The organism is Haemophilus haemolyticus, from assembly GCF_003490935.1.
GTDB lineage: Bacteria > Pseudomonadota > Gammaproteobacteria > Enterobacterales > Pasteurellaceae > Haemophilus > Haemophilus haemolyticus_M.
Window position 1 is genome coordinate 305,031 of record NZ_QQGD01000003.1, and the last position, 22,013, is coordinate 327,043.

The window sequence follows — 22,013 nt, forward strand, 5'->3', positions numbered from 1 at the left end:
TAAACATCATTTCTGTTGAAAGTCAGTTTGAAACCTCAGCCCAAATAAGCACATTAAAACGGAGGATTTATGTGTACAACCTGTGGCTGCGGACATCCAGAGCAAGTCCGTATTGGTGAATTGCCTCATACACATGATGATCAAGGAAGTCATCAATCAGGTACGCCAAACTTTTCACATTCAACATTTCATTTCAATAAACCAGTCGATGCAGACGATACTCAAAAACGTTTGTTAAAAATTGAACAAGATGTTCTCGGAAAAAATAATCAACTCGCGGATCACAACCGAGCATTCTTTGCCAAACAACATATTTTAGCTTTAAATCTTGTATCGAGTCCGGGTTCTGGCAAAACCACCTTGTTAACGACGACGCTAAATGCCCTCAAAAATGACCGCACTTGTTATGTAATCGAAGGCGATCAACAAACTGAAAATGATGCAGATCGTATTCGTGCTACTGGCGTGCCAGCTATTCAAGTAAATACAGGCAAAGGTTGTCATTTAGATGCACAAATGATTAGCGAAGCTATGGTGAAATTAAGACCACAAGCTGACAGCATTATGTTTATCGAAAATGTGGGAAATTTAGTTTGTCCATCTGAATTTGATCTTGGTGAAAAAGCGAAAGTGGTGATTTTATCTGTGACAGAAGGCGAAGATAAACCGCTTAAATACCCTCACATGTTTGCCGCATCAAGTTTAATGATTTTAAATAAAGTGGATTTATTACCTTATTTGAAATTTGATGTAGAACAATGCATTGCCAATGCAAAACGTGTGAATCCAAATATTGAAGTGATTCAACTTTCCGCTACCACTGAACAAGGTCTCAGTGAGTGGTTAAATTGGCTAGAACAACAACGTAAACAAGGATAATCGATGCGATTTGTTGATGAATTTCGCGATCCTGAACTTGCCCGTAGTTTAGTGGCGCAACTTGAAAAATTGATGGAAAAAATGCCGCACTTTACGGCGCTGAATCCATTGTATTTAATGGAAGTATGTGGCGGGCATACCCATACGATTTTTAAATTTGGATTGGATCGGCTATTACCAAAAAGTATCGAATTTATTCATGGCCCAGGTTGTCCTGTCTGTGTGCTTCCGATGGGGCGTATTGATGTCTGTATTGAAATTGCACTAAAACCTGATGTCATTTTCTGTACTTTTGGAGATGCAATGCGAGTGAAAGGTCGCCAAGGTTCGCTGTTAGAAGCAAAAGCGAAAGGCGCAGATGTTCGCATTGTGTATTCACCTTTGGATGCATTGAATATTGCACAAAATAATCCGAATAAAAAAGTCATCTTTTTTTCCTTAGGATTTGAAACCACAATGCCGAGCACGGCAGTGACGCTTCAACAAGCCAAAAAACTAGGAACAAAAAATTTCTGGATTGTTTGCCAAAACATCACGATTATTCCAACGTTACATAGCTTGCTGGCACAAGATCAAGTCAAAATTGATGGTTTTCTTGCGCCAGGGCATGTGAGTATGGTGATTGGTTCATCGCCTTATCAAGGGATTGTCGATAAATATCACAAACCTTTTGTGATTACCGGTTTTGAACCTTTAGATATTTTGCAGGCGATCGTGATGTTAGTGCAGCAATTTGTTGATGGCCGTTGTGAAATTGAAAATCAATATAAACGCATTGTTGATGATCACGGAAATGCTTTAGCCCAACGTTCAATGCAAGAAGTGTTCCAGCTTAAAGCAAGCAGTGAATGGCGTGGCTTGGGGGAAATTGAACAATCAGGCGTGGAATTGACGGATGCTTATCGTGAATTTGATGCCGAAATTTATTTCCAAAGCCAAGCACAACAGGTGGCGGATGATCCTAATTCTCGTTGTGGTGATGTCTTGACTGGGCGTTGTAAACCATCTGATTGCCCATTATTTGGCACAGGTTGTAATCCTGATAATGCTTATGGCGCATTAATGGTTTCTTCCGAAGGCGCATGTGCAGCCTATTATCAATATCGGAGAGAATAAAATGAGCGAATTTATCACTATGGCGCACGGTAATGGCGGTGCTGCCATGCAGAAATTGATCCAAGATTATTTTGTTGAAGCCTTTGCGAATCCTATTTTGGCGCAAGGGGAAGATCAGGCAAGAATTCCATTAACGGAATTAGCAAAGCAAGGCAAAACACTGTCATTTAGCACGGATAGTTTTGTGATTGATCCCATTTTTTTCCCTGGTGGTAACATCGGGAAATTAGCGGTGTGCGGTACGGCAAATGATGTGGCTGTGTGCGGTGCGATACCAAAATATTTATCTTGTGGTTTTATTTTGGAAGAAGGATTGCCACTTGCGGATCTTAAAGCAATTATTCAATCAATGGCTGAAACCGCAAAAGCGGCAGGTATTCAAGTTGTTACTGGCGATACAAAAGTGGTACAAAAAGGTGCAGTGGATAAGATTTTTATCAATACCAGTGGAATTGGTGTTATTCCTCAAAATTTGGATTGGGGCGTTCATAAAATTCAAGCAGGCGATAAAATCATTGTGAGTGGCACCATTGGGGATCATGGCGCAACAATCTTAAATTTACGTGAAAAACTGGGTATCCAAACGGATCTTTATAGTGATTGCGCCGTGCTGTATCCATTGATTGAAAATTTACGTGAAGTAGATGGCGTAAAAGCGGTTCGAGATGCGACCCGTGGTGGTGTCAATGCTGTTTTGCACGAATTTGCACAGGCGCAACAGCTAGGCATTAATATTGATGAACAAGCCTTACCAATTCGCCAAGAAGTGCGCGGAATTTGTGAATTACTTGGTCTTGAAGCATTAAACTTCGCGAATGAAGGGAAATTGGTTATTGTTGCCTCCGCTGAAAAAACACCAGAAATTTTGACCGTACTTCGTCGTCATCCATTAGGTGAAAATGCGGCTGTGATTGGTGAAGTGACAACCGATAAAAAAGTGCGTTTAGTGGGCATTTTTGGACAAAGTCGATTATTAGATTTACCAACCAATGAACCATTGCCAAGAATTTGTTAATGATTAGATAAAATCAATACTTTAGAAAAATTAAATAGGTGAAGTGATTTCTGAACTTAGCAAAAATACCCTAGAACAGCTAGAGTAGTTTATCGATCACTGGCAATTTCTCTCAAATGGTACAGAGGGCTACCACACTATCGAGACTACAATGGTCGGTGTAGATGCTGATTATATTTCATCCAAAACAATGGCATATAAAGCCCTTTATTGGCTTTATTTTCTTGCGGTAAATCGAGCCTTTACAGGCATACGTAATGCAATTCGCTCACGGTTTAATGCTAAAGCATTTTCTGTGGGCAAATAATTTTGCCAAAGATTAGGATCATCAGGTAGCTCCTCTGCCCAAAAATACTGTACATTGAAACCGCGAGCAAGACACTCTTCATGCAATAAGTCGTAACGTTGCTTTAAAAACGCAAGTTTATTAAAGAAAAATCGTACGTGTCCTTCGCCTAATTTATAATCTTCAGGCTGCCCTTTTAAACTAAATTTTCCTTTCGCAACCGCATTTGGAATCCGTGTTAGCTCGCGATGTTCCGCTAATAGATGCTGATCGCAAAGTTCAGCAGGAGGAACAAGGTTAATTCTGGTCATAAAATCTCTCTTTATTATTTCATATCCCATCGAGTAATGAATATGACTAATTCCACCAATAATGTGCTAGGTAATAATAAGGTAACGGTTACTAAAACTAAGGTGAGTAGAAAAACTAAATTATTGCTTTTATTGAAAGCTTAGAAGAGGAAAAATAAAGGGGTGGTGGAGCTGGGGGGAGTTGAACCCCCGTCCGAAATTACTCTACCTTCAGCACTACACGTTTAGTCTCGTCTTTAATTTCACTTAAGCATGCGGACAGACACGCTAAACTTAAGCTAGTTTGATTCAATTTAGTGCTTCGATCCTCAAACGGTGGCTTCCACACGATCTCGTTTTGGTTTGACTCCGCGTTATCCCCGTCTTACGAGCGGAAGCTGGGGCGCGAAGGCTAAATGCAGGTTATTAAGCTGCTAAAGCGTATTGTTCGTCGTTTGCGACTATTTTTTTGCGGTTTATTTACGAGGCCTACCGCACCTCGACGTGCACCTTGGGCTTCGCTAATCCCGTCGAATCCAGAATCAGCCCCAAAAATTTTTCATAGTCTAGCAAAAAAAGAAAAGTAGGGAAAGTCGAGATTGATTGAATTGCTTCGTTAAAGGGCATTTATAAAAGATTAAATTGCTAGGTTATTAAATTTAATGTATATTTAAACAGTTGTTTACTTGATTAATATTAGAAAATATTTAACCGCACTTTTTTTTATGCTACAAGATAAAAAAATTATTCACATTGATATGGATTGTTTTTACGCATCAATTGAGATTCGTGAAAATCCTAATTTGCAGGGAAAGCCTGTTGCTGTAGGTGGTTCTTCTCGTCAACGTGGTGTATTAACAACTTGTAATTATGAGGCGAGAAAATTTGGTTTGCATAGTGCAATGTCAACCGCTCAAGCCATAAAAAAGTGTCCTAATCTCATTCTTGTGCCCGTGAATATGGCGTTGTATAAACAAGTTTCGGCACAAATTCATCAAATCTTCCAGCGTTACACTGATATTATTGAACCACTTTCTTTAGATGAAGCTTATTTAGATGTCACACACTGCCAAAAATGTTTTGGCTCAGCGACTTGGATCGCACAAGAAATTCGCCAAGCCATTTTTGATGAGTTGAATTTAACTGCCTCGGCAGGTGTGGCGCCTTTAAAATTCCTTGCCAAAATTGCCTCGGATATGAATAAACCTAATGGGCTATTTGTGATTAAGCCGAATGAAGTCAGTGAATTTATTAAAACCTTATCTTTAAATAAAATTCCTGGTGTGGGTAAAGTAACATCACAACGATTACTCGATATGGGATTAGAAACTTGCGCTGACATTCAAAATTTTGATCAAATTGTCTTATTAAATGAATTTGGTAAAGCGGGTAAACGTATTTGGGATTTTAGTCATGGAATTGATGATCGTGAAGTACAAGCCCATCGTGAACGTAAATCAGTTGGCGTAGAACAGACGTTGATTGAAAACATTCACACAATTGAGCAAGCTTCAGCCTTATTGAATAATCTTTATCAAGAGCTAATTCGTCGCCTTGAACGTGTTAGCCGTAATATACCGTTATCTTCATTTCGTAAAATTGGCGTAAAGCTTAAATTTGAAGATTTTCAAGTAACTACTTTGGAGAAAACAGGTTTGCCACTTTCTTTGGAGAGTTTTCAACAATTACTTCCTCAAATTTTTATGCGAGCAAAAGGGCGATCGATTCGTTTAATTGGGCTACATGTCAATTTACCCGAAGAAAATAAACAAGAACAAATGAGTCTCTGGTGATATAATCTCGCGGTTTTTTAGGAGTCGATACAATGGAACATAAATTAGAAGATATTATTGCAATTTTTAATCAATGTTTTGAAGAGGAATACAACACTCGCTTAGTCAAAGGCGGTGAAGAACCCATTTATTTACCTGCAAATGATGACGTGCCTTATAACGCGATTTATTTTGCTAGAGGTTTTTATAGCAGTGCATTGCACGAAATTGCCCATTGGTTAGTGGCAGGCAAAGAACGCCGTAAACTAGAAGATTTTGGTTATTGGTATGAGCCAGATGGACGTTCAGAAGAACGCCAGCGTGATTTTGAAAAAGTGGAAGTTAAACCTCAAGCATTAGAATGGATTTTGGCGACAGCAGCAGGTTTCCGTTATTTTGCCAGTGCGGATAATTTGAATGGCAATCCGGGCGATACACAGCCTTTTAAACAAGCCGTGTATGAGCAAGTGAAAACGTATGTAGAAAAAGGCTTACCAAAACGAGCTGAAACGTTACGAAAGGCGTTAGTGGCATTTTATGGCACAGAAGATGAAATTAATTTGGCGAAGTTTGATGTCGCGCGTATTTAATAGCGAAAAGTGAGCAAGATTGCTCACTTTTTTCAGTCTTAATCCCCCTAATTCCCCTCTAATCAAATAGTTCAATTTTTAATCATTTTACACCCAGTATACTGGGTGTTTTACTCTCTTTACAGAGAGTAAAACAAAACATAATGCCAAACAAAAAACATTTGGTGGTTTCAATTATTGATTAATAAATGGACGATTTCTATGCGATTCACAAAAACACTTTTTACCACCGCACTTTTCGGTGCTTCTGTATTTTCTTCCCAATCCACTGCTTGGGCAATGGAACAAAGCCAAATTATTCAAGTTGGGCAGCTATATAAGCAAAAAGACTTCAAAGCGATATTGGCAATTATTCAACCCTTGGCTGAGCAAGATGCGATCGCTCAAGCTCTTTTGGGAGAGATGTATGAAAAGGGACTTGGCGTAAAACAAGATGATGTTGAAGCCGTGAAATGGTATCGCAAAGCGGCGGAGCAGGGAGAGGCAAATGCTCAAGCTAATTTGGGAGTGATGTATGACAACGGGCGAGGCGTCAAACAAAATGATGTTGAAGCCGTGAAATGGTATCGCAAAGCGGCGGAGCAGGGAGAGGCAAATGCTCAATTTAATTTGGGCAATATGTATTACAGCGGGCGTGGCGTCAAACAAGATGATGTTGAAGCCGTGAAATGGTATCGCAAAGCGGCGGAGCAGGAGGATGTAAAGGCTCAATTTAATCTGGGCTTTATGTATGGAAAAGGACAAGGCGTAAAACAAGATTATTTTGAAGCGGTGAAATGGTATCGTAAAGCAGCGGAGCAGGGCGATTCAGGTGCTCAATTGAATTTGGGCTTTATGTATGGAAAAGGACAAGGCGTAAAACAAGATTATTTTGAAGCGGGGAAATGGTTTCGCCAAGCGGCGGAGCAGGGGCATGCAGGTGCTCAATTGAATTTAGGCGTGATGTATTACCAAGGACATGGCGTAAGACAAGATAAAGGGCAAGCCAAAGAATGGTTTGGTAAGGCTTGTGATAATGGAGAAAAAATGGGGTGTGAATATTACGGTAAGCTAAATAGAGGGGAGCTCTAATGCCAACTTTACAATGCGAATTTTGGAATGTGGGGCAGGGATTATTTTCAAGTGGGCGTATTCAAATGGGAGACGCTCTGGCTTTTCATTGGGTTTATGATTGTGGCACAAGTTCAAGCCAGCAACTTATTCAAAATGCCGTGCAAAAATATAACCAGCAAGAAAACAATGTTGATATTGATTTATTATTACTTTCGCATTTTGATAAAGATCATATTAGTGGTGTAAAGGAACTACTCAAAAATGGGCGAAAAATAAAACGCTGGGTTGTGCCTTATTATCCTTTATGGCAACGTTTAGTAATTGCTTCGTTTTTAGAGATTCAGCCAGATGATGAGGAATGGGCGTTTTATCAGAACCCTATTCAATATTTTAAAACTTATTTTGCTGAAGAATTAAAAACAACAAAATTTCTCTTATTACCTGAAAAAGAAATTGAGAGTGAAATTTCGATAAATCTTGAACCAAGTAATTCTGATGATGTACTTTCTTTTGAAACTACTGAAAAATTATCAAATGAATTTGATAAGTCAGAACAAAATTTACATTGGCTTGATCCTAATAAAGCCCTTTTATTTAGAAAAGGCGAAGAGCAGTTTGAATTTGTTTTATATAATGTGCCATTTCATTTGCTTGCAAAAGTGCCAACAAATTTGACCGCTTTTCAAAAGCAGGTTAAACAAATTATTCAATCTCATCGGTCTAATTCCACAGACCCAACTCCAGCCTTAAAAACACTCTACTCTCTCGCATTTGGAAATGGAAGTAAAAACAAAAATATCATTTCTCAATATTTATATATTCGAAATATAAAACTCCCTTCTTTTTGGGGAATAGGAAATAATCATATTTTTGATGTTTCGACAGACAATGAAAATGAAATAGCGGTTATTCCAAAGGATAAAACAAAAAATGCCATTTTATACACCGGCGATGCGTTTTTAAATGATTTGCCATTATTAACCGATTTAACGCAATCATTAGGTGCGGAGAGAATGGCGAGAATTTATTGCTTGCAAGTTCCCCATCACGGTTCAAAGCATAATTGGCAACAAGGATTAGCGAAGATATTGTCGCCTTGTATTAGTGTATTTTCAGCCGATAGCCAACGAAGAAAAGGGCATCCACATGGAGAAGTACTTAAAGATTTTGCAATTTATACGCCAATTTTAGTGAATAAAACTAAAAGATTATCCATTCATTCAATTTAATAGGAAATTAAAATGAAACTCACAAAAACACTTCTTACCACCGCACTTTTCGGTGCTTCTGTATTTTCTTTTCAACCCACTGCTTGGGCGGATACGCCTGCGCAACAATTCCAACAAGGTCTTGAAGCAACGATGAGAGGCGACTATCAAACCGCCTTTAAACTTTGGTTACCTATGGCGGAGCAGGGATATGCAGGTGCTCAATTTAATTTGGGTGTGATGTATGAAAATGGAGATGGGATAAAACAAGATGATTTTGAAGCGGTGAAATGGTATCGCAAAGCGGCGGAGCAGGGATATGCAGGTGCTCAATTTAATTTGGGTGTGATGTATGCCAATGGACGTGGAGTAAAACAAGATGATTTTGAAGCGGTGAAATGGTATCGCAAAGCGGCGGAGCAAGGATATGCAAAGGCTCAATTTAATTTGGGCTGGATGTATGAAAAAGGGCGAGGCGTAAAACAAGATGATTTTGAAGCGGTGAAATGGTATCGCAAAGCGGCAGAGCAAGGGCATGCAAATGCTCAGGCTAATTTAGGTTCGGCTTATAGTGCAGGGCGTGGCGTAAGACAAGATGTTGCCTCAGCCGTGAAGTGGTTTAAGAAAGCAGCGGAAAATGGTAGTCAAAATGGGCAGTTTAAATTAGGTCTGTCGTATCTTATTGGACGAGGTATTCAGAAAGATAGAATTCTCGCTAAAGAATGGCTTGGTAAGGCTTGTGATAATGGCGATCAACAAGGTTGTGAGTTTTACGGTAAGTTGAATAGAGGGGAGATGTAATACCACGTTTACAGCTCATATTGGCGAGTAAAAATTGTGTTTTATTTAATTATAAGTCTAATAAGGATAAAAATAATGAAGAAAAAATTAACCTTAGCTGTTTTATTATTGGCAGTAATTGGTGGCGGAGCGGTGTATTTTACCCAATATTACCCAGAACAGGCAGAAATTAGAAAGTTGGGAGATTTATTAGAGCGCATACAGCATTATAATGATGTAAAGGCTGCTAAAGAATTAGAAAAATTCCCTGCTGAGCGTTTGCGTGTGTTAGCAGAAAAAGGTTATCCAGTTGCACAATTTCAGTTGGCTAAAATCTATGAAAGTAATGATCAAGAAGAATTTGCTAAAAAATGGTATGAGAAAGCGGCAGCACAAAATTATGCTGAAGCTTATATTCAATTATCTGTTTTAGATGAGCAAAGAAAAGATGAATATCTTGAAAAAGCCGCTCAATTAGGGAGTTATAATGCGAAAGATTCCCAGGCACTCCGCTTGGTTGCTAAAGGAGATAATTTAAGTGCAATAATGTTATTGACCCAAAACGCTGAAGCAGGATTTCCAGCGTCTCAAGCACATTTAGGAAATGCCTATTTTTATGGTGATGGTGTGCAACAAGATTGGCAGAAAGCATTTTATTGGTATAGTGAAGCTTACAAAAATATAAAAATAAATAGTTCATCTGATTTTTTTCTACTATTACTTGGACGTGTAGATTTTGATATTTACCAAAATCTAGCCACGCTTTATTTATTAGGTTTAGTTAGTCCAAAGAATGAGGAAATGGTTGAAGAACTACTGAATAGATGTAATGAACATTCGACTTGTAAAGAGAAAAAAATTAACGATATAACCGATTTAAAACTGAATATTATTAGTCGTAATGATTTACCAAAACAACCTGAGCTTCAAGAAAAAATCGAAGCGATTAAAGAAGAATTGGTGTTAAGTAAAGATCCGAAAGTGTTAATTAAGCTAGGCGAGTTGGAAAAAGATAAATCCAAAGCCAAAAAATACTTTGGCGATGCTTGCGATTTACGCAGTCAAGAAGGCTGTGATAAATACCGAGAACTCAATCAAAAAGAAGAGACTAATAAATAGTGGGTAAACCATAAACAAAGCGTCTGAGATTCTTAATTTCCTTTTCGCTGTCAATTTCCCCTAAAATCGGCTAGAATACGCCGATTTTATTTTCGGTGACTTACAAATGATGAAAGATTCCATTATTGCAAAATTAGAAAGTTTAAAAGAACGTTATGAAGAGCTAGAAGCCTTATTGGGCGATGTTTCTGTAATTAGTGATCAGGATAAATTCCGAGCGTATTCCAAAGAATATTCTCAACTTGAAGAAGTGGTGAAATGTTTTAATCGTTGGACGCAATTAAATCAAAATATTGAAGAAGCTGAAATATTGCTCGATGATCCTGAAATGAAAGAAATGGCGCAAATGGAAATCGAAGAATCCAAAGCGGAAATTGAAGAAGTGGAACAACAACTTCAAATTCTTTTACTGCCGAAAGATCCTAATGATGAATATAACTGCTATTTAGAAATCCGTGCGGGAACAGGCGGTGATGAAGCGGGTATTTTTGCGGGTGATTTATTCCGTATGTACAGCCGTTATGCGGAAAGTAAACGCTGGCGTGTAGAAATGCTAAGTGCTAACGAAAGTGAGCAAGGCGGTTATAAAGAGGTGATTGTTAAAGTCACTGGCGAAGGTGTGTATGGTCAGTTGAAGTTTGAATCTGGCGGTCATCGTGTGCAACGTGTACCAAAAACTGAATCGCAAGGGCGTATCCACACTTCTGCTTGTACCGTCGCGGTAATGCCAGAATTGCCTGAATCTGAAATGCCGGAAATTAATCCAGCCGATTTACGTATTGATACTTATCGCTCATCAGGCGCGGGTGGCCAGCATGTAAATACAACGGATTCTGCGGTGCGTATTACACACATTCCAACTGGCATTGTGGTGGAATGTCAGGATGAGCGTTCACAGCACAAAAATAAAGCGAAAGCAATGTCGGTATTAGCGTCACGTATTGTTCAAGCAGAGCAAGAACGCCAAGCTGCAGAACAAACAGATATGCGCCGTAACTTATTAGGTTCGGGCGATCGTTCTGATAAAATTCGTACATATAATTATCCGCAAGGTCGAGTTACAGATCACCGTATCAATCTCACTATTTACCGTTTGGATGAAGTGATGAATGGTAAAATTGATGAACTGATTCAGCCGATTATTACCGAATATCAAGCGGATCAGTTGGCTGCATTGTCTGAACAGAATTAATGATAGGGACATCTGATTTCAGATGTCCTTTTTAACTTTACAGGGAAATAAAATGATCATTGAAAATCAAAAAGATGCTGAATTTTCTTCTGCTTTCAAACCTTCTCAACCTGCTCAAGCGAGCCGTTTTAAACGTTGGCTTGCTAGCATGATTAATGGACTTGTGCTTTGGGTGATGGTTGGTCTCGGTTTTGCATTGGGGGATTTTGCTGGTGTTGTGGGAACGATTGTATATGCTGGTTTTCAGTTATATTTCATGAAAACTTATGGTCAAACAATGGCAAAACGCTGGTTAGGCTTGCGTGTATTTAATTATCATACCAATCAGCCTGTTGAATTTGGTAAATACATCGGCCGTGAGATTATTGATATTTTATTGGCGTGGACGAGTTTCTTATTGATTATTAGCGGTATTGTTGCACTTGTGCGCGATGATCGCCGTTCTTTAACTGATTTATTGGCTGGCACGATTGTGTTAAAAGACGAAAAATAATGAATTATAAAGAATGGCTGGCACAAGCGATTGCGGATTTGGCACAAAAAAATCCCACTGAAAATAGTAAAATTGATGCGCTTGTGCTTCTTCAACATGCTACTGGCAAATCGCGTACGCAAATCCTTGCTTTTGATGATACCGAGATTGATGAAAAAGTGCGGTTAAAATTGACCGCATTTTTAGATCGTCGTCTAAAAGGTGAACCTATCGCTTATATTCTTGGAGAAAAAGAATTTTGGTCGTTGCCATTAAATGTCTCAAAAGGCACATTGATTCCAAGACCAGATACCGAAATTTTAGTGGAAAAGGCATTACAAATTGCTTTGGAAAAACTGGAAAAAAATCCACCGCACTTTCGTATTCTTGATCTTGGCACAGGCACAGGCGCTATCGCGTTAGCATTAGCCTCGGAGCTTTCCTCTATTTGTCAAAAACAGCAGATTTCATTAGAAATCATTGGTGCTGATCTTATGCCTGATGTTGTGGTGTTAGCTCAATCTAATGCAGAAAGAAATAAGTTAAATGTGCAATTTTTGCAGAGCCGTTGGTTTGAAAATATAACAGGGCAGTTTGATCTTATTGCCAGCAATCCGCCTTATATTGATGCTCAAGATGAACATTTACGTCAAGGCGATGTGCGTTTTGAACCGCTTTCTGCATTAGTTGCCAATGATGCCGGTTATGCTGATTTACGTCATATTATTGAATTAGCGCCGAGTTATTTGAATTCTAATGGCGCATTATTGCTTGAACACGGATGGCAACAAGGCGAAAAAGTGCGGCCAATTTTCCAAGAAAATCATTGGGAAATGGTTGAAACCGTGCGTGATTATGGCGACAATGAGCGCGTCACTTTAGGTTTTTGGAAGAAGTAATGAAATATTATCGACGTGCGTTATACGATCAATTTGTGCATTTTTATAATACCATCTCAGATGATGGATCATCAGAAGCACAAATTCGGGGAAAAATTGGCGGGTTTGTACGTCGAGCGCGTAAAGAAATTTCGCCAGATTGGCCGAAAGAAGAGCAAATTCATCAGTTATTACAGCTATTTTATGGTGATTGGGGCTTTCATTGCGATTCAGAAGAGTATTTCTACGCGCGTAATTTGTATTTGCCTTATGTGTTAGAGCACCGCCAAGGAATGCCAGTGACGCTTGGAGCAATTTTGCTTTATTTAGCCGAGGTATTAGATTTGCCGATTTACCCAGTAAATTTCCCAACACAGCTCATTTTACGTGCCGAAGTAAGAGATGAAGTGGCTTTTATTGATCCTTGGGATGGCACTTATATATCGCAAGAAAAGTTACAGCAACTTTATGAAGGGGCATTTGGCTTTGGTGTGCAAATTCAACCCGAAGAACTCGATAGAGCCGATCTTTCCTTGCTTTATTCTCGTTTTGAGCAACTGGCGAAGAATGCACTCATCCGAGAAGAACATAACGACATGGCATACCGTTATATTGAGAATTTATTGATTGGTAATGATGAAGATCCTTATCACATCCGTGATCGCGGTTTAGTTTTAGCTCAGATGGGCGCTTACCCTTCGGCATTAAAAGATTTAGAATTTTTTGTGGAACGTTGTCCGGAAGACCCAACTGCGGCTTTAATCCGAACTCAACTTTTAGAACTTAAGGGTGAGATTGATAAAGATCCTTTTCCCCTCCATTGATTTAAGGAAAATTTATGCAAAATAAAATTGTAAAAATTGGCAATATTGATGTTGCAAATGACAAACCTTTCGTGCTTTTTGGTGGAATGAACGTACTTGAAAGCCGTGATATGGCAATGCAAGTCTGCGAAGCTTACGTGAAAGTGACGGAGAAACTTGGCGTGCCTTATGTGTTTAAAGCTTCTTTTGACAAAGCGAATCGTTCATCTATTCATTCTTACCGTGGCCCAGGTATGGAAGAAGGATTAAAAATTTTCCAAGAATTAAAAGATACGTTCGGTGTAAAAATTATTACCGATGTACACGAAATCTATCAATGTCAGCCCGTTGCAGATGTTGTCGATATTATTCAACTTCCAGCCTTTTTGGCTCGTCAAACAGATCTCGTTGAAGCGATGGCGAAAACAGGTGCAGTGATTAATGTGAAAAAACCACAATTTTTAAGCCCAGGTCAAATGGGGAATATCGTGGAAAAAATCGAGGAATGTGGTAACGATAAAATCATTCTTTGTGATCGTGGAACAAACTTTGGGTATGATAATTTAATTGTGGATATGCTTGGCTTTAGTGTTATGAAAAAAGCATCTAAGGGTAGCCCAGTTATTTTTGATGTAACCCATTCACTTCAATGCCGTGATCCATTTGGATCTGCATCAGGTGGTCGTCGCGCACAAGTAACCGAACTCGCGCGTTCAGGTTTAGCTGTAGGAATTGCAGGTTTATTCTTAGAAGCGCATCCAAATCCAAATCAAGCGAAATGTGATGGCCCTTCTGCCTTGCCTCTTTCTGCTCTTGAAGGTTTTGTATCTCAAATGAAAGCGATTGATGATTTAGTAAAATCTTTCCCAGAATTGGATACTTCTATCTAAGAAAATATTTAAGCAAAAGTGCGGTTAATTTTGACCGCACTTTGATCTGCACCCCAAAACCTGGACACCTATTTTGAGGTGCAGATTATGTCCTACTCTTATCAATTTCGTTTGAAAATTATCAAACTTGTCACCGAACAGGATTATGGTATCCGTGAGGTGGCTAAACTTCATAAAATTTCCCACACTCTCGTCATTTATTGGCTAAAAGCATTTCGGGAAAGAGGGCTTGATGGCGTAAAATCGCCTTATACAAACCTTCAAACACCGAAAATAGTGAAGCCAAAGATAAAAAAGAAAGACATTGAAATTCTAGAAACCACAGACTTTTCCCCTAAAGCGTTTAAAAAGTTGCAGCGAGAACTTGCCTTGGCTCGTGCGGAGATTGCTTACCTAAAGGAGTTGGAGGCGCTCGACCGTCAAAAACAACGACAGAAAAAAGAAAAATTATTGAAAGATTGAAGCCAAACCACGCGTTAAATGATTTACTTCGAGTGGCTAAAATTCCTCGCCAAGCTTTTACTATAAAGAGATTAAGCGAAACTATCACGAAGCTAAAGAAGCTATTTTATCGCCGTATAAAAAGAACAAAAACCGAGATGGTTATCGCCCCATGACGCTTAAATTACGCCAAAAGGTAAAGCGGTGCAAAGTATGAGTCGCCGAGGAAATTGCTACGATAATGCGGTGATTGAAAGTTTTTTTGCGATACTAAAATCAGAGTGTTTTCACTCACGGACTTATCATTCAATTGCTGAATTACAGGCTGAAATTGAAGAATATTTAAGTTAACTAACCTGTCCAACTTTTTGGGGGGCAGATCGCTTTTTCCGTTAATTTTTACTTTATCCAACAGCGCTGTATAATGTCACGCTTTTGAATATAAACGATATGAGGGGGAAGCTCATGATTAAAATCGATACCTTACCGCAATTTTTGCGTAACAAAGTGGCGGAAAACGATGCCTTTGGTCTCGTGGAGGGCTTGTGCCAATTATTACGTAGCAGCCCCACAGAAAAAATTTCTCCTACCTTGCATTTGTTTAAGTTTATCTTAAAGAAAGATAAAGAATTAGGATGTTCTGTTTCGAAATTATTATGTGGTTGGTTATGTGGTTTACGCCTTTACCCCTTGTTTATTAGTAGCGGTATTCTTACACGTGGCGGTTTTGGACAGGAGATGAAAACGCGTATTTATGAGCGTTTTAACCCCTCTTTTAAAGATATTAATGATTTACGTGATATTTTTTATTTATTATTTAGCGATAAAAATGATGCACGCTGGATTGATGCCGTTCCTTTAAAAACGTGGCGAGGCGTATTTGGCGTCTTAACCCGTTGTACAGAACAAAAAGATCGTGAGCGTTTAAAAAATCATATTGAAAGTGAAGGGCTATTTGCCATTGAGATGCTTTCAATTTGGATTGCTGCTGAAGATATGGATCCTGAGCTGATGCGAATGGAGCCCTCTCTGTTGAACGCAGATTCCCCTTTTGTGGCATTACACCATGAAGTGGTGAATTGGTTACAGGCGCGCCGCCAATCAACCGTTTTTGATGATAGCCATTTACAGGTAATGTTTAGCCAATGTAAAAAATTGGTTGAGCGTTTGCAAAAACGTGGAGCAGTGGTGGGTTCTTCTTTAAATACGGCTTATTTATTGGAGCGTCTTTCTCAGACCTTAGAACGATTAGAAACCTTAATGGCGATTTTTGTTTCAAATCGCTATTTACCACGCCGAATATTGTTATTAACTGGCTGTTTTGCCCGCACAGCAGCAGAAAAACATAGCATTACCCGATTATGGAAACAAAGCTCTAGATTAATTTCACGTAGCATTACCCAAAATGCGGGCGATCACGGCGAGCATTACATTACTCGAGATAAAAAAGAGTATTGGGCAATGTTTTATTCTGCGGCAGGTGGTGGTGTATTAATTGCACTGATGGCGCTATTTAAAATCTATCTAGGCAGCATTATTGATGACAAAGTCTGGAAAGGGCTTGCCGAAGGCTTAAATTACGGCTTAGGTTTTATGGTGATCTTTATGTTGCATTTTACGGTAGCGACGAAACAGCCTGCCATGACTGCAGCCCGTTTTGCTGAGGCTGTTGAGAAAACGCCTCAAGGTAAAAGCGTCAATATGAAATTAGCTCAATTATTAGTGGATGTATTTCGCTCTCAAAGTATTGCGGTGCTAGGTAATGTCCTCATTGCGATGGGCTTAGCCGCATTGATTGCGTTTGGTTACCAATATAAAACAGGTGAGCCATTGATGAATGCTGATCAAATTGCTTATCAGTTGCATAGCATTGATCCTTTTGCGGGAACCTTATGGTTTGCAGCCATTGCGGGGGTGTGGTTATTCTGCTCAGGGATTATTTCAGGCTATTTTGATAACCGCAGCAATTATTTGAATATGCGTATGCGTTTAACGCAACATCCGTTATTGAAAAAATTAATGTCTGAGAAATCTCGCGTTAAATTTGCTAATTATATGCATGAGAATTATGGCTCGCTTATCGGTAACCTTTGCTTTGGTATGCTGCTTGGTATTACGGGTGTGGTAGGTTACTTAACGCACCTTCCGTTAGATATTCGTCATGTGGCATTTTCATCTGCGAATGTAGGCTATATTGCTGTGAGCGGACAATTTACCTATTCATTGCTTTTACAATGCATTGGTTTTGTATTGTTGATTGGTTTAGTTAATTTAATTGTCAGTTTTTCATTAACGCTTTGGGTTGCACTGCGTTCTTTGAATGCGGAAATTGATAGCTGGTGGCCAATTTTGTATGAAGTTTGTCAAATTGTGAAAAAACGTCCATTAAGCTTATTTCTTCCTGTTCAATTAGATAAATAATCGGCTTAAGTGATCTGCACCCCACTCTCTGACTTATCACTCAATCGCTGAATTACAGGCTGAAATTGAAGAATATTTAGTGTATTACAATCAAAAACGAATTAAACTTGCTTTCAAAGGATTGAGCCCAGTGCAATACCGAGCTCAATATTTAAGTTAACTAATCTGTCCAACTTTTGGGGGGCAGATCACTTTGTATATAAAAGTAGAAATGATGAATATCGTCTTTTTAGATAGTACGGCTATCCCTAAACATATCCCTATTCCTCGTCCAAGTTTTGCGCATACTTGGACTGAATATGAGCATACTTCTTCTGCCGAAACGATTGAACGAGCGAAAGATGCTGATATTGTTATTACGAGCAAAGTCATTTTTGATAGAGAAACTTTAAAACAATTACCTAAGTTAAAGTTGATTGCGATTACTGCAACCGGTACAAATAATGTTGATCTTGTGGCAGCAGAAGAAATGGGCATCGCCGTGCGCAATGTGACAGGTTATTCCAGTACGACAGTACCAGAACATGTCATGGGATTAATTTTCGCTTTAAAACACAGTTTGGCCGGTTGGTTACGCGATCAAATGGAAGAAAAATGGTCAGAAAGTAAACAATTTTGTTATTTTGATTACCCAATTACAGATGTGCGCGGTTCAACATTAGGCGTATTTGGTAAAGGTTGCTTAGGGACAGAAGTGGGGCGTTTGGCTAATGCCGTGGGAATGAAAGTGCTTTATGCAGAACATAAAGATGCCACTGTTTGCCGTGAAGGTTATACGCCCTTTGATGAAGTCCTAAAACAAGCGGATATTGTGACGTTGCATTGCCCATTAACCGAAACAACAAAGAATTTAATGAATGCAGAAACCTTATCTAAAATGAAAAAAGGTGCATTTTTGATTAATACAGGGCGTGGACCTTTGATTGATGAACTTGCATTAGTTGATGCGTTAAAAACGGGGCATTTAGGCGGAGCGGCTTTGGATGTAATGGTAAAAGAGCCACCAGAAAAAGATAATCCGTTAATTTTAGCTGCAAAAACGATGCCTAATTTAATTATCACCCCGCATATTGCTTGGGCGAGCGATAGTGCAGTGACAACATTAGTTGGCAAAGTAATGCAAAACATCGAAGAATTTGTACAACAATTAAATCAAAAATAATGAATTTTCCTATTTCTCTTTATATTGCGCTACGTTATTGGCGTGCGAAAAGTGCGGATCGTTTTGGGCGATTAGTGACTAATCTTGCAAGCCTGGGGATTGTGCTAGGTGTGATGGCATTGATCATCGTGCTTTCTGTGATGAATGGGTTAGAAGGTTATCAAAAACAACAAGTGCTATCTTCCATTCCTCATGCGATTGTGAGTGAAGAACAGCCCATTTCTACAGAAAAAACATTAGAAAATTTACCGCACTTTATCCAAAAAGCGGTGCCGATCAATACAACAAATGTGATTTACCAAACGACAAAAGGCGTGAGTGCAGGACAAATCATTGGTATTCAATCATTTTCTGATGATCCTTTGGTTGAATCTTTTGATCAGGTTAAATTTAATGAAATTTTGCCTAGTGGGGAATTTAAACTGGTCATTGGTGATCAACTGGCGCAAAAATTGGGCGTGAATGTTGGGGATAAAATCCGTTTGATGATTACGGAAAATAGCCAATATACACCATTCGGTCGGGTGCCAATGCAGCGTTTATTTACGGTTAGCGATATTTATTATGATTATGGCGAAGCATCGGGTTATGAAGCCTTTGCTAATATTACAGATATTGGTCGCTTAATGCGTATTCAGCCTCAGCAAGCGCAGGGTTATCGTTTATTTTTGAATGATCCGTTCCAAATTACAGAACTCCCACAACATTTCTTAACACAAAAAATCACGGATTGGCGTGTCCAAAAAGGTGAATTTTTCCAAGCGGTGAGAATGGAAAAAAATATGATGGGATTGTTGATTAGTTTGATCATTGTCGTGGCGATTTCCAATATCGTGACTTCATTAAGTTTGATGGTGGTGGATAAACAAGGGGAAATTGCGATCTTGCAAACTCAGGGCTTAACAAAATCCCAAGTGCGTTCAGTGTTTATTTACCAAGGATTACTGGTGGGATTTGTTGGCACATTGCTCGGTGCTATTTTAGGTGTTTTAGTCACCTTGAACTTAACAGACATTGTAAGTGCGGTAAATCCACAAGGTGTTTTTTTACCGACAGAATTATCCTTTGTTCAAATGATTTTTGTCATTGGATTTTCCTTGTTGCTTTCTTTACTTTCTACCCTTTATCCCGCTTATCGAGCTGCGAAAGTAGAACCTGCCGCTGCCTTGCGATACGAATAGGTTTTTAATGGTAAATGAATGATGGATGAACAATCACTTTTAGCTTTTGATACACAACATATTTGGCATCCTTATTCTTCAGTTTCTTCTGATATGCCCCTTTATGCGGTAGAACGTGCAGATGGCGTGATGATAACCTTAAAAGATGGTCGTCGTTTGATTGATGGTATGTCTTCTTGGTGGGCGGCGTTGCATGGTTATAACCATCCTCGTTTAAATGCGGCTGCACAGAATCAGTTGGCAAAAATGAGCCATATTATGTTTGGTGGTTTTACCCATGAACCAGCGGTGGAATTAGCTCAATTATTGGTACAAATTTTGCCAAATGGATTAGATAAGATCTTTTTTGCTGATAGTGGTTCTGTCGCAGTGGAAGTGGCGATGAAAATGGCTATTCAATATCAGCACGCTAAAGGGGAAGTACAACGGCAAAAATTCGCCACCATCCGTTCTGGTTATCATGGTGATACTTGGAATGCGATGTCGGTGTGTGATCCAACCACAGGGATGCATCATTTATTTCATCATAGCCTGCCCGTACAATATTTTCTTCCTCAACCTAATATTTCATTTAATGAATCTTGGAATGATGGTGCGATTGAACCTTTAGCTGATTTACTTAAGAAAAAAGGGAGCGAAATCGCCGCACTTATTTTAGAGCCTGTCGTGCAAGGTGCGGGCGGTATGTATTTTTATTCGCCAACTTATTTAGTGAAAGCGCAAGCGCTTTGTAAACAATATGGTGTATTGCTAATTTTTGATGAAATTGCCACGGGTTTTGGCCGCACAGGGAAATTATTTGCTGCTGAGCATGCTGAGATTTCGCCAGATATTATGTGTATCGGTAAAGCCTTAACAGGTGGTTATTTAACTTTATCGGCAACCATTACGACCACTGAAATTGCGCAAATTATTTGTCGCGGTGAGGCTAAATGCTTTATGCACGGACCCACTTTTATGGCAAACCCGTTGGCCTGTGCAGTTGCGGCAGAATCTATCCGTTTATTATTGGAAAGCCCTTGGCAGCAAAATATTCAGCGAATTGAGTCTTCCTTAAAACAACAGCTTTCGCCTTTAGCTGAAAAAGATTACGTCAAAGAAGTTCGCGTATTAGGGGCGATAGGAGTGGTTGAAATGAAAAGTGCGGTAAATATGAAAACTTTAGTCCCACGTTTTGTGGAACAAGGTGTTTGGATTCGACCTTTCGGTAAACTGGTTTATGTGATGCCACCATTTGTGATTAAAGATGATGAACTTCAGAAATTAACGGAAGGCATGATTCTGGCTTTAACTCAGGAATATGAACATTAGGATAAAAAATGGATGCTTTCAAACAGCAACTGGAACAGCTTAGCGCAAAAAATCAATATCGTTCAATTCCTGACTTAGTTCATCAAGGACGATATATTATGCGAGAAAATCGCAAAATGCTGAATATGTCATCTAATGATTATTTAGGTTTGGCATCAAATGAAAATTTGCACCAGTCCTTTTTACAGCGATATGGCGATAATTTCCCTTCTTTTACCAGTTCTTCGTCTCGTTTATTAACGGGAAATTTTCCTGTTTATACCGATCTTGAACAGCTTATTGCTCAACGTTTCCAACGAGAAAGCGCTTTATTATTTAACAGTGGCTATCACGCCAATCTTGGTATTTTACCGGCATTGACGACAACAAAAAGTTTAATTTTGGCAGATAAATTAGTGCATGCCAGCATGATTGATGGCATTCGTTTAAGCCAATGTGAGTTCTTTCGTTATCGTCATAATGATTATGAACATCTAAAGAGTCTGCTCGAAAAAAATGCCGGAAAATTTGACCGCACTTTTATTGTGACGGAATCGGTTTTTAGTATGGATGGCGATGTAGCTGATTTGAACTATCTTGTTCAATTAAAAAAACAGTTTTCCAATACTTATCTTTATGTGGATGAAGCTCATGCAATAGGCGTTTACGGTAAAAACGGATTAGGTATTGCCGAACGAGCTAATGTGATAGCTGATATAGATTTATTGGTTGGCACTTTTGGAAAAGCCTTAGCTTCAATGGGTGCTTATGTCGTCTGTGATCAAATATTAAAAGAGTGTTTGATTAATCAAATGCGCCCATTAATTTTTTCAACCGCACTTCCGCCGTTTAATGTGGCTTGGACTCATTTTATTTTTGAAAGATTGCCACAATTTTCAAAAGAAAGAACGCATCTTGAGCAGTTAAGTGCATTTTTACGCCAAGAAGTGGAGCATAGAACGCAAATAATGCCAAGCCAAACTTGCATCGTTCCTTATATTTTAGGCGAGAACGATGCAACCCTTGCTAAGGCGAAAGATCTGCAAGAGCAAGGTTATTATTGCTTGCCGATTAGACCTCCGACAGTACCAAAAGGTACATCCAGAATACGATTGTCTTTAACGGCAGATATGACAATGGATGAAGTAAAACAGTTTGTGGCATGCTTATAAGGA

At 39.1% G+C, this 22,013-nt stretch carries 22 protein-coding genes, 1 other RNA gene and 1 pseudogene; 22 read left to right on the top strand and 2 right to left on the bottom strand.

What is annotated here, in order from left to right:
* Positions 1 to 69: 69 nt before the first annotated feature.
* From hypB to hypE, 3 genes are read left to right on the top strand one after another with little or no spacing between them, the layout of a single operon-like run.
* On the top strand, positions 70 to 879 hold the full coding sequence (hypB, locus tag DV417_RS05710) for a hydrogenase nickel incorporation protein HypB (protein ID WP_005645020.1): 810 nt from the start codon (positions 70 to 72) through the stop codon (positions 877 to 879).
* Positions 880 to 882: 3 nt separating this feature from the next.
* Complete coding sequence (hypD, locus tag DV417_RS05715) at positions 883 to 1,995, top strand: hydrogenase formation protein HypD (protein WP_118879034.1); 1,113 nt, start codon at positions 883 to 885, stop codon at positions 1,993 to 1,995.
* A 1-nt stretch (position 1,996) separates the two neighbouring features.
* A complete protein-coding gene (hypE, locus tag DV417_RS05720; protein ID WP_118879035.1) occupies positions 1,997 to 3,010 on the top strand; it encodes a hydrogenase expression/formation protein HypE in 1,014 nt (337 codons plus the stop codon).
* A 216-nt stretch (positions 3,011 to 3,226) separates the two neighbouring features.
* Here the strand turns inward: hypE and DV417_RS05730 are convergent, their stop codons facing one another.
* Entirely contained in the window at positions 3,227 to 3,607 is a 381-nt protein-coding gene (locus DV417_RS05730) for a pyrimidine dimer DNA glycosylase/endonuclease V (protein WP_005638006.1), read from the bottom strand.
* A gap of 163 nt (positions 3,608 to 3,770) precedes the next feature.
* Positions 3,771 to 4,136, bottom strand: a transfer-messenger RNA (tmRNA) gene (gene ssrA, locus DV417_RS05735).
* A 175-nt stretch (positions 4,137 to 4,311) separates the two neighbouring features.
* Here ssrA and dinB point away from each other — a divergent pair.
* From dinB to bioF, 19 genes and pseudogenes are all read left to right on the top strand, one after another.
* Positions 4,312 to 5,379 (top strand): DNA polymerase IV, encoded by a 1,068-nt coding sequence (gene dinB, locus DV417_RS05740; RefSeq protein WP_118879036.1) that lies wholly within the window; start codon positions 4,312 to 4,314, stop codon positions 5,377 to 5,379.
* 32 nt (positions 5,380 to 5,411) lie between these two features.
* The gene (locus DV417_RS05745) at positions 5,412 to 5,948 is read left to right on the top strand and encodes an elongation factor P hydroxylase (protein WP_118879037.1); all 537 of its coding nucleotides are present in this window, start codon (positions 5,412 to 5,414) and stop codon (positions 5,946 to 5,948) included.
* A 201-nt stretch (positions 5,949 to 6,149) separates the two neighbouring features.
* On the top strand, positions 6,150 to 7,019 hold the full coding sequence (locus DV417_RS05750; RefSeq protein WP_118879038.1) for a tetratricopeptide repeat protein: 870 nt from the start codon (positions 6,150 to 6,152) through the stop codon (positions 7,017 to 7,019).
* The gene (locus DV417_RS05755) at positions 7,019 to 8,230 is read left to right on the top strand and encodes an MBL fold metallo-hydrolase (RefSeq protein ID WP_118879039.1); all 1,212 of its coding nucleotides are present in this window, start codon (positions 7,019 to 7,021) and stop codon (positions 8,228 to 8,230) included. The genes DV417_RS05750 and DV417_RS05755 overlap by 1 nt, the downstream gene beginning before the upstream one ends.
* Positions 8,231 to 8,242: 12 nt before the next feature.
* The gene (locus DV417_RS05760) at positions 8,243 to 9,010 is read left to right on the top strand and encodes a tetratricopeptide repeat protein (RefSeq protein WP_118879040.1); all 768 of its coding nucleotides are present in this window, start codon (positions 8,243 to 8,245) and stop codon (positions 9,008 to 9,010) included.
* A gap of 36 nt (positions 9,011 to 9,046) precedes the next feature.
* The gene (locus DV417_RS05765) at positions 9,047 to 10,108 is read left to right on the top strand and encodes a tetratricopeptide repeat protein (protein ID WP_239990478.1); all 1,062 of its coding nucleotides are present in this window, start codon (positions 9,047 to 9,049) and stop codon (positions 10,106 to 10,108) included.
* Between the two features lie 109 nt (positions 10,109 to 10,217).
* The gene (prfA, locus tag DV417_RS05770) at positions 10,218 to 11,300 is read left to right on the top strand and encodes a peptide chain release factor 1 (RefSeq protein ID WP_032803489.1); all 1,083 of its coding nucleotides are present in this window, start codon (positions 10,218 to 10,220) and stop codon (positions 11,298 to 11,300) included.
* 52 nt (positions 11,301 to 11,352) lie between these two features.
* The gene (locus tag DV417_RS05775; protein ID WP_065264703.1) at positions 11,353 to 11,793 is read left to right on the top strand and encodes an RDD family protein; all 441 of its coding nucleotides are present in this window, start codon (positions 11,353 to 11,355) and stop codon (positions 11,791 to 11,793) included.
* A complete protein-coding gene (gene prmC, locus DV417_RS05780; RefSeq protein WP_118879042.1) occupies positions 11,793 to 12,671 on the top strand; it encodes a peptide chain release factor N(5)-glutamine methyltransferase in 879 nt (292 codons plus the stop codon). The genes DV417_RS05775 and prmC overlap by 1 nt, the downstream gene beginning before the upstream one ends.
* Complete coding sequence (locus tag DV417_RS05785; protein ID WP_118879043.1) at positions 12,671 to 13,474, top strand: SirB1 family protein; 804 nt, start codon at positions 12,671 to 12,673, stop codon at positions 13,472 to 13,474. The genes prmC and DV417_RS05785 overlap by 1 nt, the downstream gene beginning before the upstream one ends.
* Before the next feature lie 14 nt (positions 13,475 to 13,488).
* On the top strand, positions 13,489 to 14,343 hold the full coding sequence (gene kdsA / locus DV417_RS05790; protein ID WP_118879044.1) for a 3-deoxy-8-phosphooctulonate synthase: 855 nt from the start codon (positions 13,489 to 13,491) through the stop codon (positions 14,341 to 14,343).
* Between the two features lie 87 nt (positions 14,344 to 14,430).
* Complete coding sequence (locus DV417_RS05795) at positions 14,431 to 14,805, top strand: transposase (RefSeq protein WP_118879045.1); 375 nt, start codon at positions 14,431 to 14,433, stop codon at positions 14,803 to 14,805.
* Between the two features lie 183 nt (positions 14,806 to 14,988).
* Positions 14,989 to 15,129: pseudogene (locus DV417_RS05805) on the top strand (IS3 family transposase); the annotation flags it as partial.
* Between the two features lie 120 nt (positions 15,130 to 15,249).
* The gene (locus tag DV417_RS05810; protein ID WP_118879047.1) at positions 15,250 to 17,205 is read left to right on the top strand and encodes a site-specific recombinase; all 1,956 of its coding nucleotides are present in this window, start codon (positions 15,250 to 15,252) and stop codon (positions 17,203 to 17,205) included.
* 28 nt (positions 17,206 to 17,233) lie between these two features.
* Positions 17,234 to 17,365, top strand: coding sequence for an IS3 family transposase (locus tag DV417_RS05815; RefSeq protein WP_081277638.1), 132 nt, complete (start codon positions 17,234 to 17,236; stop codon positions 17,363 to 17,365).
* A gap of 54 nt (positions 17,366 to 17,419) precedes the next feature.
* A complete protein-coding gene (locus tag DV417_RS05820) occupies positions 17,420 to 18,367 on the top strand; it encodes a 2-hydroxyacid dehydrogenase (RefSeq protein WP_118879048.1) in 948 nt (315 codons plus the stop codon).
* Positions 18,367 to 19,548, top strand: coding sequence for a lipoprotein-releasing ABC transporter permease subunit (locus DV417_RS05825; RefSeq protein ID WP_118879049.1), 1,182 nt, complete (start codon positions 18,367 to 18,369; stop codon positions 19,546 to 19,548). The genes DV417_RS05820 and DV417_RS05825 overlap by 1 nt, the downstream gene beginning before the upstream one ends.
* A gap of 21 nt (positions 19,549 to 19,569) precedes the next feature.
* A complete protein-coding gene (bioA, locus tag DV417_RS05830; protein WP_192878555.1) occupies positions 19,570 to 20,859 on the top strand; it encodes an adenosylmethionine--8-amino-7-oxononanoate transaminase in 1,290 nt (429 codons plus the stop codon).
* A gap of 8 nt (positions 20,860 to 20,867) precedes the next feature.
* A complete protein-coding gene (gene bioF, locus DV417_RS05835) occupies positions 20,868 to 22,010 on the top strand; it encodes an 8-amino-7-oxononanoate synthase (RefSeq protein WP_118805376.1) in 1,143 nt (380 codons plus the stop codon).
* Positions 22,011 to 22,013: the final 3 nt, after the last annotated feature.